The organism is Natronobiforma cellulositropha (genome assembly GCF_025629245.1).
Taxonomy (GTDB): Archaea; Halobacteriota; Halobacteria; order Halobacteriales; family Natrialbaceae; genus Natronobiforma; species Natronobiforma cellulositropha.
In genome coordinates this window covers 88,510-104,026 of record NZ_JANZXN010000003.1, presented here as the reverse complement: position 1 = coordinate 104,026, position 15,517 = coordinate 88,510, and the positions used below count along the sequence as shown (strand labels likewise).

11 protein-coding genes are annotated in these 15,517 nt (G+C 67.8%); 8 read left to right on the top strand and 3 right to left on the bottom strand.

Annotated features, from left to right (window positions below):
* Positions 1-27: 27 nt before the first annotated feature.
* On the bottom strand, positions 28-1,611 hold the full coding sequence (gene serA, locus N0B15_RS00550) for a phosphoglycerate dehydrogenase (RefSeq protein WP_263005013.1): 1,584 nt from the start codon (positions 1,609-1,611) through the stop codon (positions 28-30).
* 338 nt (positions 1,612-1,949) lie between these two features.
* On the opposite strand from serA, the gene N0B15_RS00545 reads away from it, so the two are divergent.
* The 5 genes from N0B15_RS00545 to N0B15_RS00525 all read left to right on the top strand — a co-directional run bounded on the left by N0B15_RS00545 (position 1,950) and on the right by N0B15_RS00525 (position 8,397).
* Entirely contained in the window at positions 1,950-3,869 is a 1,920-nt protein-coding gene (locus N0B15_RS00545) for a hypothetical protein (RefSeq protein ID WP_263005012.1), read from the top strand.
* Between the two features lie 128 nt (positions 3,870-3,997).
* The gene (locus tag N0B15_RS00540; RefSeq protein WP_263005011.1) at positions 3,998-5,329 is read left to right on the top strand and encodes a mechanosensitive ion channel family protein; all 1,332 of its coding nucleotides are present in this window, start codon (positions 3,998-4,000) and stop codon (positions 5,327-5,329) included.
* Between the two features lie 60 nt (positions 5,330-5,389).
* The gene (serB, locus tag N0B15_RS00535) at positions 5,390-6,034 is read left to right on the top strand and encodes a phosphoserine phosphatase SerB (protein WP_263005010.1); all 645 of its coding nucleotides are present in this window, start codon (positions 5,390-5,392) and stop codon (positions 6,032-6,034) included.
* A gap of 138 nt (positions 6,035-6,172) precedes the next feature.
* Complete coding sequence (locus N0B15_RS00530; protein WP_263005009.1) at positions 6,173-6,577, top strand: hypothetical protein; 405 nt, start codon at positions 6,173-6,175, stop codon at positions 6,575-6,577.
* A gap of 65 nt (positions 6,578-6,642) precedes the next feature.
* Entirely contained in the window at positions 6,643-8,397 is a 1,755-nt protein-coding gene (locus N0B15_RS00525) for a histidine kinase N-terminal 7TM domain-containing protein (protein ID WP_263005008.1), read from the top strand.
* Between the two features lie 7 nt (positions 8,398-8,404).
* Here the strand turns inward: N0B15_RS00525 and metX are convergent, their stop codons facing one another.
* The gene (gene metX, locus N0B15_RS00520) at positions 8,405-9,604 is read right to left on the bottom strand and encodes a homoserine O-acetyltransferase MetX (protein WP_263005007.1); all 1,200 of its coding nucleotides are present in this window, start codon (positions 9,602-9,604) and stop codon (positions 8,405-8,407) included.
* Between the two features lie 425 nt (positions 9,605-10,029).
* Between metX and N0B15_RS00515 the strand changes: the two genes are divergently transcribed.
* A complete protein-coding gene (locus tag N0B15_RS00515) occupies positions 10,030-12,111 on the top strand; it encodes a cation:proton antiporter (RefSeq protein WP_263005006.1) in 2,082 nt (693 codons plus the stop codon).
* 58 nt (positions 12,112-12,169) lie between these two features.
* On the opposite strand, the gene N0B15_RS00510 is transcribed toward N0B15_RS00515, so the two are convergent.
* Complete coding sequence (locus N0B15_RS00510; protein ID WP_263005005.1) at positions 12,170-13,531, bottom strand: O-acetylhomoserine aminocarboxypropyltransferase/cysteine synthase family protein; 1,362 nt, start codon at positions 13,529-13,531, stop codon at positions 12,170-12,172.
* A gap of 138 nt (positions 13,532-13,669) precedes the next feature.
* Between N0B15_RS00510 and N0B15_RS00505 the strand changes: the two genes are divergently transcribed.
* Together N0B15_RS00505 and N0B15_RS00500 are read left to right on the top strand one after the other, a co-directional pair.
* Positions 13,670-14,938 (top strand): MFS transporter, encoded by a 1,269-nt coding sequence (locus tag N0B15_RS00505; protein WP_263005004.1) that lies wholly within the window; start codon positions 13,670-13,672, stop codon positions 14,936-14,938.
* Between the two features lie 85 nt (positions 14,939-15,023).
* Positions 15,024-15,479, top strand: a complete 456-nt coding sequence (locus N0B15_RS00500) for a cupredoxin domain-containing protein (RefSeq protein WP_263005003.1) — start codon at positions 15,024-15,026, stop codon at positions 15,477-15,479.
* Positions 15,480-15,517 lie beyond the last annotated feature (38 nt).

Below are 15,517 nucleotides of genomic sequence, written 5' to 3'. Positions count from 1 at the left end.
CGTTCGAAAACCGTGAGAACTGGCGCGCTACTGGCCGTTGAGCGTGATGTAGCGGACGGCGACGATCCGTTCGTCGGTCTCGAGTTCCTCGCGGGCGGCTTCGGGGACTGTTCCGTCGACGTTGTAGACGGTGAGTGCCTCGCCGCCGATAGTCTCGCGGGCGTTGAACATGCCGGCGATGTTGACGCCGTGGCTGCCCATGACGGTGCCGATGAGACCGATGACACCGGGTTCGTCGGTGTTGCGCGTGACGACCATCTTGCCGTGGGGGATGGCATCGACGCGGTAGCCGTCGACGCGGACGATCCGGGGGTCGTCACCGGCGAACAGCGTTCCGTCGACCGAGACCTCGTCGGTGTCGTTCGAGACGGTCACCGAGATCAGACTCTGGAAGTCCTCGGCCTGGCGGGTCTTCGACTCGACGACCTCGACGCCGCGGTCCTCGGCGATCTGGGGGGCGTTGACGGCGTTGACCTGCCACTCGAGCGGCTCGAAGACGCCTTTGAGCGCGCTGGCGGTGACGAACTCGACGTCCTCGCCGGCGATCTCTCCCTCGTAGGTGACGTCGACCGTTTCGATCCGTCCCTCGAGCAGCTGGGCGGCGACTTTGCCCGCGGTCTCTGCGATCTCGACGTAGGGTGCCAGCCGCTGGAAGGCGGTCTCGTCGATCGAGGGGGCGTTGAGCGCGTTCGCGACGGGTTCTTCGGCGAGTGCGGCGACGACCTGTGCGGCCGTCGAGGTCGCGACGTTCTCCTGGGCGGCCTCGGTCGAGGCGCCGAGGTGGGGGGTGAGGATGACGTCGTCGACGGACAGCAGCGGCGAGTCCTCGGGGAGGGGTTCCTCGGCGAAGACGTCGAGTGCCGCGCCGGCGACGGTGCCGTCTTCGATCTTCGCGGCGAGGGCGTCCTCGTCGATGACGCCGCCGCGCGCACAGTTGACGATGTAGCCCTCGCCGAACAGCTCGAGTTCCTCGTCGCTGATGAGGTCCTCGGTCTCGGGGGTGAGCGGGGTGTGCATCGTCAGGAAGTCGGCGCGCTCGAGACAGGTCTCGAGATCGACGAGTTCGGCGCCGATGCGGTCGGCACGCTCCTCGGAGATGTAGGGATCGAAGGCGACGAGGTCCATGCCGAGGGCGTCGAGTTTCTTCGCGACCTCCTGGCCGACGCGGCCGAAGCCGACGACGCCGAGGGTCTTGCCGTTGACCTCCTTGCCCATGTAGTCGCTCTTTGGCCACTCCCCGGCTTTCATCCGCATGTGTGCCTGTGGGATCGAGCGCGCGGCGGCGAACGTCATCGCGACGGCGTGTTCGGCGGCCGCGCGGACGTTGCCCTCGGGGGCGTTGGCGACGATCACGCCCTCGTCGGTCGCCGCGGGGATGTCGATGTTGTCGACGCCGATGCCCGCCCGGCCGACGATGACGAGTTCGTCTGCGGCCTCGAGTACCGTCCGTGATACGTCGGTGCCCGAGCGGACGATCAGGGCGTGGGCGTCGGCGATTGCCTCGAGCAGTTCCTCACCGTCGATATCGTAGGCTTCTTCGACGTCGTGGCCAGCCTCGTGGAGTACGTCAAGACCCGCCTCGGCGATCGGGTCTGTGACCAGTACCTTCATGAGCGACTCACTCGTGTGGAGCGGGTAAACCCTTCCGTTGTGGTCGAAATCCGCCGAACGTGAACACTGCGCGCTCGAGCGGGCCATCCATGTGCGTCCGTCTCCGATTCATCGCCGACGGTGAACGGATGCACGGGAACGGGTGCGGTGAGTGGACGCACCCACACGCGAGTCCGGACTGGGGTCTCGAGACGACTCCCCGTCCCGGCCGATCACCCTGAGACCGACTGACTGCCCCTCGAGCGGTGGCTGCACCAGGCCGGTGATTTCGCCAGGACCGGAATAACGTTCACGTGTGGATGGATAATTATTTGTTACTACAGATGGGTTATTATCCCATGGTACGTGGTGACTCAGCGGCGAACCGGCGCACCGACGAGGGATCGAACGGGCCGAGTTCGCTCTCCGGTGAGAACCGGCGGACGTTCTTGCGGGCCGTCGTCGGCACGGGTCTCGTCGGGACTGGACTCGCCTCCGCGCTCCCGTCGGCGGCGGCGGACACCCCCTCCTGGGAACCCGAGACGTACAACGTCGATAGCTACGACTTCGCCACCAGTAGCTTCGGCACGGGTTCCCCGATCGGACCCGAGGGACCGACTGACATCCACTTCGAGGACGACGCGGTCGTGATCGACACCGGCTACACCTTCCCTCATACCGGCTGTGACACGTTCGTCCTCTCGAAACTGGCCTACGACGAGGGTCTCGACCGACTCGGCGTCGTGGTCGACCACATTGGGACCTGGGAGTACTACGGCGAGGACGAAGACGAATGGGTCTGTGCCGACGCACACAGTACCGTCCGCTACGAACTCTCGGTGCCGTTCGAGGAGGGACCACCCGAGTCGGTCGTCTTATTCGAGACCATCGAAGACGAGACGTACACCACGACGGAGTATCGCGAGCCACCGCTCGAGGTGCCAGACGGCGTCGAGTACGAGCTGACGCTGGGTAATTTCGCCGACTCGTACACCGAGGCCGAAGACGACCCTGCAGTCACGGTTGACGGCGACGAGGTCGTCGTCGAGGGGATCCTCTCGCTCACCGGCTGTCTGACGGTCGGTCTCGAGCGCCTCGCCTACGCCGAGGACGAACCGGGCCACCTCGAGATCGAGGTCGTCGACACCTACGGCGAGGACTACCTTCCCGGAAGCGCCTGTCCGGCCGTCCACTTCGGCCAGCACTACGAACTGGTGGTGACGGCCAACGAGCCACTCGAGGCGGTCACCGTTACCGAGTCCGATTCCGTGGGTGAGCGCGTCGTCACCGTCTCCGGGGAAGCGGACGAGTTCGACCCCTGGATACACAACATCGAAGACTACGAGTTCACGGTCGACAGCCACGGTGGTACGTCAGGGTCGCCGGTCGCCGTCGACTTCGACGGCGGGGAGGTCGTCGTCACCGGTGCCCACCGCTTCGGCCAGACCGGCTGTGACACGTTCGTTCTCGAGCGCCTGGGCTACGACGAACACAGCGCTCGGCTGGGCGTCGTCGTCGAGCACGTCCCGGCCTGGGAACTCGAAGGCGAGGACCCCTGGGACTGCGGTGACGCGATCAGCGTCGTCGAGTACGAACTCAGCGCCGCCGTCGACGGGCCGGTCGACTCGGTCGCCGTCGTCGAGCGGGTCGACGGCGAGGACGCCCACTCGATTCACCGACGCGACCCACCCGAATTCCCCGCGTTCGTCACCGACTACGAACTCACCGTCGGCGAATTCGCCTCTTTCGAGGCCGCCGAAGCCGATCCCGAGGCGGTACTCGACGGCGAACAGCTAGTGGCCGAGGGCGCGGTCGTGATCGGCTCGAGTTCGTGTAAGACCGTCGGCGTCGGTGGCGTCGACTACGACGAGGAGGCAGACCACCTCGAGATCGAGATCGTCGACGCCTATCGGGAGACGTACGTTCCGCCCACAGGCTGTACGGACGACGTGTCGACGCGCGAGTACGCCCTCTCGGTGCGCTTCGAGGAGGTTCCGAGTACCATCACGGTGGCCGAACGGGATCTCTACCTGGAAGACAGGTCGACGGCCGTCTCGTCCGAGGACCTCACGATCGCGGGGAACACGCCGCAGGACCTCACGGGCGATGGACTGTACGAGGACGTCACCGGCGACGGTCAGCTCGGGTTCAACGACGTGGTGACGTTCTTCGAAGAGCACGACAGCGATGCCGTCCAGGGCAACGTCGACCGCTTCGACTTCAGCGGCAACGGCCGGGTCGGCTTCGACGACGTGATCGCGCTCTTCGAACGCCTGTAAGACGCTCGAGCGGCCCTGGTCTCGAGTCGCCGTCACACGCACTCTCTTCTGTGTCGGGCGGGGCGGCCCGCGCGAGTGTGACCACCCACGCTTATGAGCACCGGGTCGGTAGCCTCTACGCAGTCTCTATGTCCGCGCTGCTCTCCTCGCTTCTCGCGCTCGCCGCCGTGCGTTCGGCGTCGGTGCTCGACGCCACGCCCGCAGACCTCCTCGAGTACGTCGACGAGTGGCTCCACTCGCTGCCCTCACGTCTCGAGTCGCTGCTCCCCTGGCTCGACGCGATTCCCGACGAGCGGGTCTGGCTCTCGGTCACCGTGCTCCTCGTCGGCTCGTACCTGCTCGCGAAACTCGTCCACTGGGCGAGCAAGCGCTACCTCGAGCGCTCGGGCGACCTCACGGAGACCTCGATCGGCTGGGCGGTGTTCGAGGAGGTTCACACGCCGGTCGCGCTCTCGATCGGGTTCTTCGGCGTCTACCTCAGCGTGACCGTCCTCGGTCCCGAGGAGTCGCCGCTCGCGAGTGTGGTGCTCTCGACGCTGTTGACGGTGCTGGTCTTACTCTGGGCTCGGGCGGCGATCCGCGTCGGCAGCCGCTGGATCGAGATCGTCAACGCCCGCGACATCGAGTACGAGTTCGCCCCCATGTTCAAGAACCTCTGGAAGATCGGCGTCGTCGTCGCCGCCGGACTGCTGTTGCTCTCGATCTGGCGGATCGAGGTCACGCCGTTTCTCGCCTCCGCGGGTATCCTGGGGATCGTCATCGGCTTCGCCGCCCAGGACGCCATCTCGAACCTGATCGGCGGCGTCGCCCTCTACTTCGACAACACGTACAAACTCGGCGACGTCATCTTACTCGAGGACGACATGCGCGGCACCGTCACCGACATCGGCGTCAGGAGTACGACCGTCCTCACGACCGACAACGTCCTCGTCACGGTGCCGAACGCGGTGTTGAACTCGACGCAGGTGGTCAACGAGACCGCGCCACAGCGACACATCCGCCTGCGCATCCCGATCACGGCCGCCTACGGCACCGACTACCACGAGGTCGAGCGCATCCTCCTCGAGGTCTGTGACGATGCACCGCTGATCCGGGCGTCGCCGCCGCCGCGCGTGCTGTTCAGGGAGTTCGGCGACAGCGCCCTCGTCTTCGAACTCCGGGCGTACATCTCTCACCCGCTGAGCGAGTGGCGCGCGGTCGATCAGGTCAACCGTGGCGTCGACGACGCCTTCGCCGAGGCGGGCATCACCATCCCGTTCCCCCAGCGCGAACTCAGTTTCCTCGAGGACGCCCCGCCCGGTACGCGCGTCCACGAGTACGCGGAGCCGGCCGTCGGTGCTGGTGGCTCGTCCTCGGAGGCGGCCACCGAACAGCCGTCCGCTGACGGTGCCACGGCTGCCGCCCGCTCGGAGGGCGACGACGCCACCGCGCTCGACCCGGCGGCCGACGACGCCGAGTGAGCCGCCACCGGCGGCGGCAAAACGGACCCTTTTCAACCCTCCTCTCCGAACCACCGCCCAATGACGCTCGTCGCGTTCGACTTCGACGGCACGCTGTCTGACTCCGAGATGACCGTTCTCCTCGGCGACCGCTGTGGGGTCGCCGCCGAGATGGAAGCGATCACCGCCCGTGCGATGAACGACGAAATCGGCTACGCCGAGAGCCTGCGCGAACGCGCCGCCTTACTCGAGGACCTCCCCGAGGAGGACGTCGCCGCCGCCTACGGCGAGGTGGAACTGCGCGAGGACGCCGCGGCGCTCATCCGCGCGCTCAACGACGCCGGCGTCACGACCGCCATCCTCACCGGCGGCTTCGAACGCGGCGTCGAGGCTGCTCTCGAACGCGAGGGCGTCGCCGTCGACCACATCGTCTCGAACCGCCTCCCGCTCGAGGAGGGTGCGCTCACCGGTGGCGTCGAGGGACCGCTGATCGAGGGGACCAAAGACACGGCGCTCGAGGACCTCGCGAGCGCGCAGTCGGTCGACCTCGCCGACACCGTCGCCGTCGGCGACGGGGCGAACGACCTCCCGATGTTGCGGGTCGCCGGTCTCGCCGTCGGCTTCGACCCGAAACCGGCCGTCGCTCCCCACTGTGACGTCTCGGTCTCCTCGATGGCCGAACTCGAGGGCCTGCTCGTCGAGGAGGGCGTGCTGGCGCGCGCCTGATCTGGTGCTCGCGACTGGACCACACTCTCGAGGGAGTCCCGTGCCTGTGAACCGAGTGACCGCGCTCGCTGACCGTCACGAATACGTACCGTTATTGATACCAACGAACTTTTACTCGTCTGCGAGTACTCTCTTTCGATGATCTGGCAGGACCTCGTCTTCTCGTTCGGTAGCGCCCTCTCGATCGTGTTCCTCGCGCCGACGCTGCGCGACGTGAGCGCACGCGTCCCGCTCGGGACGAGTCTGCCGTCGATGGGCATCGGCGGCGTCTACGCGCTCACGTTCGCCTCCCTCGGTATGCCGTTCTCGGCCGCTGGTTCGGCGGCGGCCGCCGGCATGTGGTCACTGATCGCCTGGTACCGGTCGCCGTCTCCGGACTCGCCGACGCTGACCACGCGCGAACAGTTCCGCCTGTTCGTGGCGGATGCCTCCCGCTGGACGGGCCGGCAGCGTTCGGGCGGTGACGCCCTCGAGCAGTACGCACTCGAGGTATCCGCCGCTCGAGACGGGAGGACGATCGGTGGTGTCCACGCTGCGGACTGACCGCCGACGTCGGCGCTGAGCCTGTCGGCCGAAACGGGCATAGACCCTGGTGTACCACGGAGTGTATGGCGCTCACGTCGCCGCTGTTCGTGACAGCACTGCTGTCGGGTCTCGTGAGCCTCGTCTTCGGCGTGCTCGTCGTCTCGCGCTGGCACAAGCCGGGTGCGGACTGGTACGCCGTCTCGGTCGCGGGCGCTGCCTGCTGGACGTTCGGCTACGCGGGCGGCCTGCTCGTCTTCGATCCGTCGCTCCGGTGGCTGTTCGAACTCCCCATCTGGATCGGCCACGGGATGGTCCCGGTGGCCTTCTTCGTCTTCGTCCTCCACTACACCGGGCGCGTCGAATCGCTCGCTCCCTCACACCACGTGCTGTTGTGGACGGTGCCGGTCATCACCGTCCTCGCGGTGCTCACGAACGACGTCCACAACCTGATGTGGAGCGACTACCGACTCGCTCCGACCGCCGACGCGGCGGCCGTCGCCTACGAGAAGGGACCGTGGCTCTACGTCCACAAGGCCTACAGCTACCTGGTCGTCGCCGCGGGGTCGGTCGCCGTCGTCATGCTGTTCGCCGCGCGCGACTCGCTGTACACCAAACAGGCGCTCGCGCTCATCGGCGTCACCGGTCCGCTCGTCGCCGTCAGCGTCGCCTGGCTGTTCGGTCTCGGTCCCTACCCCCAGGTCGACGCGACGCCGCTGCTGTTCGGTCTCGTCTACGCCGTCACCGCCGTCGTCCTCTTCAAGACCTCGGTGTTCGACTCGGCTCCTGCCGCCCGCCGGATCGGTAAACGGCGCGTCATCGACGACTTCGACGACGGCGTCCTCTTGCTCGACGACACCGACCGAATCGTCGACGCCAACCCCGCCGCTGCCCGCATCTTCGAGGGTGGCGAGGGGTCACTGACCGGGGCGACCATCACCGACGTGCTCCCGGACCGAACGCCCGACATCGCTCCCGGCCGGTTCACCCTGCGCCTCGAGACGACCGCCGGCTACCGAACCTACGAGGTCACGATCTCGACGATCTCCGGCGGCCGAACGGCCACACTCGGCCACTCGCTCGTCTTCCACGACGTGACCGACGAGACCCAGCGCCGTCAGCGTCTCTCCGTGCTCAACCGCGTCATCAGACACAACCTCAGAAACGACCTGAACGTCATCCAGTCGTACGCGGCCGAGCTCGAGACGGTGGTCGACCCGCCGCGCGACGAACTCGCGACCGTGATCGTCGAGCAATCCAAATCGCTCGCCGCCCTCGGTGAGAAGGCGAGACGGCTCGAGCGCCTCCTCGACGTTCCAGCCGGCAGTCCGACCACCGTCTCGCTCGCGTCGTTGCTGGGGTCGGTCGTCGACCGGTACGACGACGCCTCGTTCACGGTCACGCTCGACGGCCGCCCGCTCTCGCTGGGAGCCCCCTCGCCGGTCACCTCGCGTGCAGACGCGCTCACGGTTTCGACGTACCCGACGCTGCTCGAGGCGGTCCTCGAGGACGTGATCCAGAACGCGGTCGTCCACGGCGGCGACCCGCCGATCGTCACGGTCGACCTCGAGCGCACGAGCGACGGCGTCACGATCATCGTCACCGACAACGGGCCGGGCATCCCCGAACTCGAGCGGACGCCGATCGACGCCGGGACCGAGACGCCGCTCGAGCACGCGAGCGGACTCGGCCTGTGGCTCGTCACCTGGGGTGCCGCCCGCCTCGGTGGATCGGTTTCGTTCACCCAGCCGACGGCGGGCGGGACGCGGGTGCGGATCGACCTGCCGGAACGGCTCGAGGGGACGAACACGCCCTCGTCGGACGCTGCAGGGACGCGGTGAGCCGTCGTCAGTCGGAGAAGAGGCTGGTGTGGACGGGGGCGAACTCGTCTTCGTCGCGGTCGTCGGTGTCGGTGATCGCCCGTCCGGACAGTCCTTCCCTGAGCAGGGCGGCCAGGGGCGGGCCGACCTTCTCGGGTTCGACGAGGAAGGCGTCGTGGCCGTGGTCGGAGTCGATCACGTGGTGGGCGACGTCGACGTCCGCCTCGCGACAGGCCGCCGCGAGCGTCGCCGACTGTTCGACGGTGAAGTGCCAGTCGCCGGTGAACGAGACGGCGAGTACCTCGCCCTCGAAGGCGGCCAGCGCGTCGGCGTCTCCCTCGTAGCCCGCCGAGAGGTCGAAATCGTCCATCGCCCGCGTCAGGTAGAGGTAGCTGTTGGCGTCGAAGCGTTTGGTGAACTTCTCGGCCTGATAGTCGAGGTAGGACTCGACCTCGCGGTAGGGGAAGAAGGCCGCTGCGGGGTCCGGTGGGTCGTCTCGAGTCGCCTCCCGGCCCGCGGAGCGGCGGCCGAACTTCCGGCCCATCGACGCCTTCGAGAGGTACATCACGTGGCCGATCTGGCGGGCGCGGGCGAGACCCTCTTTCGGTGGATCGCCGTCGTAGTAGTGGCCGCCGTTCCAGTTCGGGTCGGCGGTGATCGCCCGGCGGGCGATGGCGTCGAGACCGAGACACTGGGCGTCTAAGCGGGCGGCCCCGGCGACGCTCACGGCGCGCTCGACGTCGTCGGGGTAGCGGCGCAGCCAGTCGAGGACGTTCATCGCGCCGACGCTGCCGCCGACGACCGCGTGGAGGCGGCCGACGCCGAGTTCGTCGAGCAGCGCGCGCTGGACGCGCGTCCAGTCGCCCACCGTCACCGGCGGGAAGTCCGTCCCGTAGGGTTCGCCCGTCTCCGGGTTCGTACTGGCGGGACCGGTGGTGCCGTAACAGGAACCCGGCACGTTCGCACAGACGACGTAGTACTCGGTGGTGTCGATCGCCTTCCCGGGACCGACGACGTCGCCCCACCAGGCGCGGGCCTGTCCGGCGGTCTCCCCGCCCGCGTCGGGGCGGCGCGCGACGTGAGCGCTGCCGGTCAGTGCGTGACACACCAGGACGGCGTTCGCCCCGTCGAACTCGCCGTAGGTCTCGTAGGCGACCTCGAGCGTGGGAATCGACTCCCCACACTCGAAGCGGTAACTGCCCAGGTCGACGACGTCTCGCGTCGTCACGGTCTCCCTCCCGTTCGCTTCGCTCTCGCTTCGTCTCCACCGCCTGGCCGCCGACACCGCCACCGGCCGCGCGCGTCGAGCCACCGGCCGGCGACGCCCCTGCTGGCTCGAGCGGGCGTGCGCGCCGGGTGGACGCCTGGCTGTCCCCTTCCAATCATACGTGAGATGCATAGTCCTACTCGAGTTTATAACCCACAGTTACGGTAAATTCTGCAGCGTGTGGTAGCGTCCCGCGTACGCTGTGGACCCGAAAACCGGTACTGATTTAGTTTTTGAGACGCCAGTCCACTTATGGAATCGATTTCGTCGGATAGTGTTGCGCATGTCGAAAAAGCGCCACAGAAACTGCGCACTCTCACACTCCGCCGGAGGGCGACGGACGCGAGAACGGTGGCCGGTGACGGAGACGGTGGTTGACGATCTCGATGTTCTCTCTCCTGACAACACTCTCTCTCTTCCCGCTCGAGGAGCCGGTTCTCGTCTTCACCCTCGCGCTCGCGGGCTTTCTGGTCGCCCCGCTGGTGATCAAACGCGCCGGTCTCCCAGGGATCGTCGGCATCGTCCTCTTCGGAACGTTCATCGGCCCGTTCGGGCTGGGTCTGATCGAGGAGTCGTCGGCGATCGAACTGCTCGGCACCGTCGGTCTCGTCTACCTGCTGTTCACCGTCGGGCTCGAACTCGACTTACGGAGCTTCGTCAAAGAGCCCCAGCACGCCGCGCTGTTCGGACTCACCTCGTTCTTGCTGCCGTTCACCGTCGGCACCGCCGCGGGCCACTGGCTGCTCGGCCTCGACATCTGGGCGTCGTTACTCCTGGCGGCGGTCTTCTCCTCACACACGCTGATCGCCTACCCGACCGTGAACCAGCTCGACATCACCAAGAACCGGGCGATTTCGGCGGTCTTCGGCGGTATCCTTTTCACCGACACGCTGGCGCTCGTCGTCCTCGCCATCGCCCTCGGTGCCGCCGTCGGCGGCGGTCTCTCGGTCGGACTGGTCGCCTCGGTGCTCGTCTCGCTCGCCATCCTCTTCGGGCTGATCTGGTTCGTCATCCCGCCGATCGCCCAGTGGTTCTTCCAGAGCTTCAGCGAGGAGAGCTACTACGAGTTCCTCTTCGTCGCCGTCGTCTTCTTCGCCGCCGCGAGCCTCGCCGAGAGCCTCGGCCTGATCGGTCCGCTCGAGAGCCTCGACGCGATTCTCGGCGCGTTCGTCGCGGGGATCGCGCTCAACCGCCAGATCCCGCGCGGCGGGACGCTGATGAACCGCATCGAGTTCCTCGGCAACGCCTTCTTCATCCCCTTCTTCCTGCTCTACGTCGGAATGCAGGTCAACCCGAGCGTCATCCTCGACGGCCTGGGAACGATCCAGACGGCGGCGCTGATCATCGGCGTCATGGTCGTCATGAAGTTCGTCGCCGCCTGGCTCGTCGCCTTCGTCCAGGGCTACACCCCCGACGAGCGCGGCGTCATCTTCGGGCTCTCGGTCGGCCAGGCCGCCGCGGCGCTCGCGATCACCCTCATCGGCTTCGACCAGGGTCTCTTCGGCGAAGAGATCCTCAACGCCGTCGTCCTCATGATGCTCGTCGCCGCCGTCATCAGCCCCGCGCTCACCCAGCGCTACGGCCGCCGAATCGCCCTCGAGACGGCCGTCGAACCCGGCGAGGGCGGCGTCGACGACCCGCGCCTGCTCCTCCCACTCTCGACCGACGCCGACCGGCAACGGCAGCTGCTCGAGCTGGGCTTCGTCCTCAAAGACGAACTCGCCGAGGAGCCGATCCACCTCATGACGGTCGTCCAGCCCGACGCGGACAGGAACACCGAAGAGACCATCGCCGCCGTCGAGGCTGACCTGGCGCGCGCCGCCGAGTTCGGCGGGGCCGCCGAGGTACCGATCGTCACCGAGACGCGCCTGAACCACAACATCGCGTCGGGAATCGTCCGCGGCAGCGTCGAGACGCGCGCGGACATGATCGTGATGGGGTGGGACGCCAACGCCACGTTCACCCGCCGGATCTTCGGCGACATCATCGACCGCGTGCTCAACCGGACGACGCTCCCGGTGCTCGTCTCCCGGCTCGGCCACCCGGTCAACACCACCAAACGCATCTTCGTCGTCCTCCCCCACGGCGTCGACCACCACGAGGGCTTCTACGAGAGCGTCCACATCATCAAGCGCCTGACCGACAAACTCGGTGCCGAGCTGTGCGTCCTCGTCGTCGACGGCCGGACGACCCAGTACGAGAACCTCTTCAAACTCGTCGAACCCGACGTCGACGAGACCTTCGAGGAGGTCTCGCAGTGGGGCGACCTCCTGCCGCGACTCGAGGAGCGTGCCGACCCCGACGACCTCGTCCTGACGGTCTCACCACGGGAAGGGAGTATCGGCTGGTCCGACCACCTCGCCGACCTCCCACAGCGACTGCTCGAGTTGCCGCCACACTCGTTCATCGTCATCTACCCGCGCGAGGGCGAACCGGAGTACGACGCCCAGTTCCTCAAAATCGAGTAGCTGCGGGCCGTTCCGTTCGGGTGCGTTCGGGTTTCGCCTCGGGCGGGCAGCCGTCGGGTCAGTCGTCGCCGCCGACGGCCGCGACCTCGATGGCTCGCTCGAGGTCCGCGACGATGTCGTCGGTCTCCTCGATACCCACCGAGAGACGCACGAGATCGGTCGTCACGCCCGCTTCCTCCTGTTCGTCGGGGGTGAGCTGGCCGTGGGTGGTGCTCGCAGGGTGGATCACGAGCGTCTTCGCGTCACCGATGTTCGCGAGGAACTGGGCGACCTCGACCTCCTCACACAGCGTCTTTCCGGCCTCGAAGCCGCCCTCGAGACCGAAGGCGATCATGCCGCCGTAGCCGCCCGCTCGCTCGCTCGAGGCACCCGTCGTCTCGTTCTGGGGGACCGAGAGATAGCGCGTGGCGTTCTCGTGGGTGGGGTGCTCGGCGAGTCCGGGGTAGGTGACCCAGGCGACGTCGGGGTGGCCCGCCAGGAAGTCGGCGACGGCGGCGGCGTTCGCACAGTGCTGGCGCATTCTGAGCGCCAACGTCTCGAGACCCTGGAGGGTCTGCCAGGCGTCGAACGGTGACTGCTGGTTGCCGAGGCTGCGCAGCGAGCGGTAGCGGATGGCCGCGGCGAGCGGCGCGTCGGCGAAGTCCTCGGAAAAGTCGACGTCGTGGTAGGCGTGGTTCGGCCCGGCAATCTCCTCGTAGCCGTGGTCGTCCCACGGGAAGGTGCCGCCGTCGACGACCACCCCGCCGATGGTCGTCCCGGAGCCGTGGATCCACTTCGTCGTCGACTCCCAGACGACGTCCGCGCCGCACTCGAGCGGCCGACACAGGTACGGCGTCGCGAAGGTGTTGTCGACCACCAGCGGGACGCCCGCCTCGTGGGCGATGTCGGCGACGCGCTCGAAGTCGGGTGTCACCAGCGAGGGGTTGCCGATCGTCTCGACGTGGACGAACGCGGTGTCCTCGTCGATCGCCTCCTCGTAGGCGTCGTACTCGAGCGTCGGGACGAAGCGCGTCTCGATCTCCCTCCTGCTCGCGGTCTTCGCGAAGTAGGCCGTCGTCCCGCCGTAGGTGTCGGTCGAACAGACGACGTTCTCACCGGCTTTCGCGAGCACCAGGACGAGTGCGTCGAGCGCCGCCATCCCGCTCGCCGTCGCCACCGCGCCGGTCCCGCCCTCGAGCGAGGCCAGCCGTTGCTCGAGCACCTCGACCGTCGGGTTCGAGATCCGCGAGTAGATGAACCCCTCCGACTCGAGGGCGTAACGCGCGGCGGCGTCGTCGGCGTCCTCGAACCGGTAGGAGGTCGTCTGGTAGATCGGCGGGACCATCGCGCCGGTCTCGGCGTCGGGCGTCTGTCCGGCGTGGAGGCTCCGCGTTCCGAATCCGTACGCCCCGTCCTCGGGGGCGTCGCGCTCGTCGCTCATGTTTTGTACGCATACTTCTCTGCGGGCATATGACTGCCAGTAACGGCAACATTGGCTGGCCGTGTGGGTGGGTCGCACGCACCCTCGCTCGCGCGACGAACGGACGCTTTCATACCCTCGGCGCACCAACCTCGTCCCGTGTACTCGAGTGAGCGCGCGCTCGTCGGGCGGGCGCCGGTCTCGGTCGGCCGCTCCCGACTCGTCCTCGCCGCCGTCGTCTTCGTCGTGCTCTTCTCACAGCTGTTGCTCTACCCCGGCGTCTCCCAGCTCGTCGCCGCCCTCGGTGGCGACCCCGACGCCTCGCCGTTCGCCGCGACGCCGCTCGAGGCGAGTATGTGGTTTCTCGTCGCCGAGTTCGCCGCCTACGTCGCCTTCGTCGGCGTCTGGGGCGTGGTGAGCGACGCCACCGGCAGACGCACGCCGTTTATCGTCGCGGGTGCGTTCGCCGGTGCGCTCGGCTACCTCGCGCTGGCGGCGGCTCCCTCACTCGGCGGGGACGGCGTCCCCTTCGAGACCGTCCTCCTGTTGCGGGTGTTTCAGGGGGCGATGACCATCGGCGCGTTCTCGCTGACGATGACGATGCTGATGGACCTCGAAGGCGGCCACGGCAAGAACATGGGCGCGGCGGGCATCGCCATCGGTCTCGGGGCGGCCCTCGGCGCGCCGGCCGGCGGCCAGCTGACGGCGCTCGACCCGCTCGCACCGCTGGTCGTCGCCGGCGGCCTGCTCCTCTGCGTCGGCGCGCTCGTGGCCGTCGTCCCCGACCGCGCCCCGCGCGAGCGCCGCACCGCACGGGCGGTGCTCGAGCGCGTCCGGCGGACGCCGGCGCTGACGATTCCGTTCGCCTTCGGCCTGATCGACCGGATGACGGCGGGCTTTTTCGCCCTCGTCGGTACGCTCTACTTCCAGGAGACGTTCGCGCTCGGTCCCGCGGAGACGGGGCTCTTACTCGCGTGTTTCTTCGCGCCGTTCGCCGTCCTCCAGTACCCCCTCGGTATCCTCTCTGACCGGGTCGGGCGCACGATACCCATCGTCCTCGGCTCGGTACTCTACGGCGTCGGCATCCTCGGGGTGAGCGTCGCTCCGACCGTCGCCACCGCCGCGCTCGCGATGGTACTCGTCGGCGTCCTCGGCGCGCTCATCTCACCCGCGACGATGGCGCTCGTGACCGACCTCGTCGACGACGGCGGCCGTGGTGCGGCGATGGCCGGCTTCAACCTCGCCGGAAGCGTCGGCTTCCTCGCGGGCTTTCTCGTCGGCGGCTCCGTCGCGAGCACCTACGGCTACGAGGTCGCCTTCCTCGCCGTCGGCGGTCTCGAGATCGCCATCGCGCTGCTCGCGCTCCCGGCGTTCCTCAGACTCTCGCTCGAGACGACCCGACAGTACGGCGTCAGCGACGACGACTGAGCGGAGCCGCGTGCCCCGTGTTCACACAGTTCTCGGGGCGGCGAAGACGGCTTGCTTTTGTGCCATCGAGTCGAACGCTCGGGCGATGAGACGAGACGGACCACTCTCGCGACGAACCATGCTCGCGCTCGCGACGGGCGCGACGGTCACGGCGCTCGCTGGCTGTACGAGCGACGGAAACGGCTCGAGCGGCGACACGGTCGACCCCGACGAGTGGGACGACGTGGACACCATCGTTCTCGAGGGCTCGCGCCAGCACTGGGTCGGTGTCTCACCGGCGGCCATCGAGGACGAGTCGAACCCGACGCTCGGGCTCGTCGCCGGGCGGACCTACGAACTCACCTGGGAGAACGTCGACGGACAGGCGCACAACCTCGAGATTCGCGACGGGAGCGGCACCATCCTCGAAGAGACCGACTACGTCAACGACGAGGGTGAGACGACCTCGGTCACGTTCGAGGCGACCGAGGAGATGGACACCTACGTCTGCGCGCCCCACCCCGGATCGATGGTCGGTGCGATCGACGTCTTCACCGAGTGAGCCGGGTTCCGTAGCGGACTCGAGCGGACACCACGAAC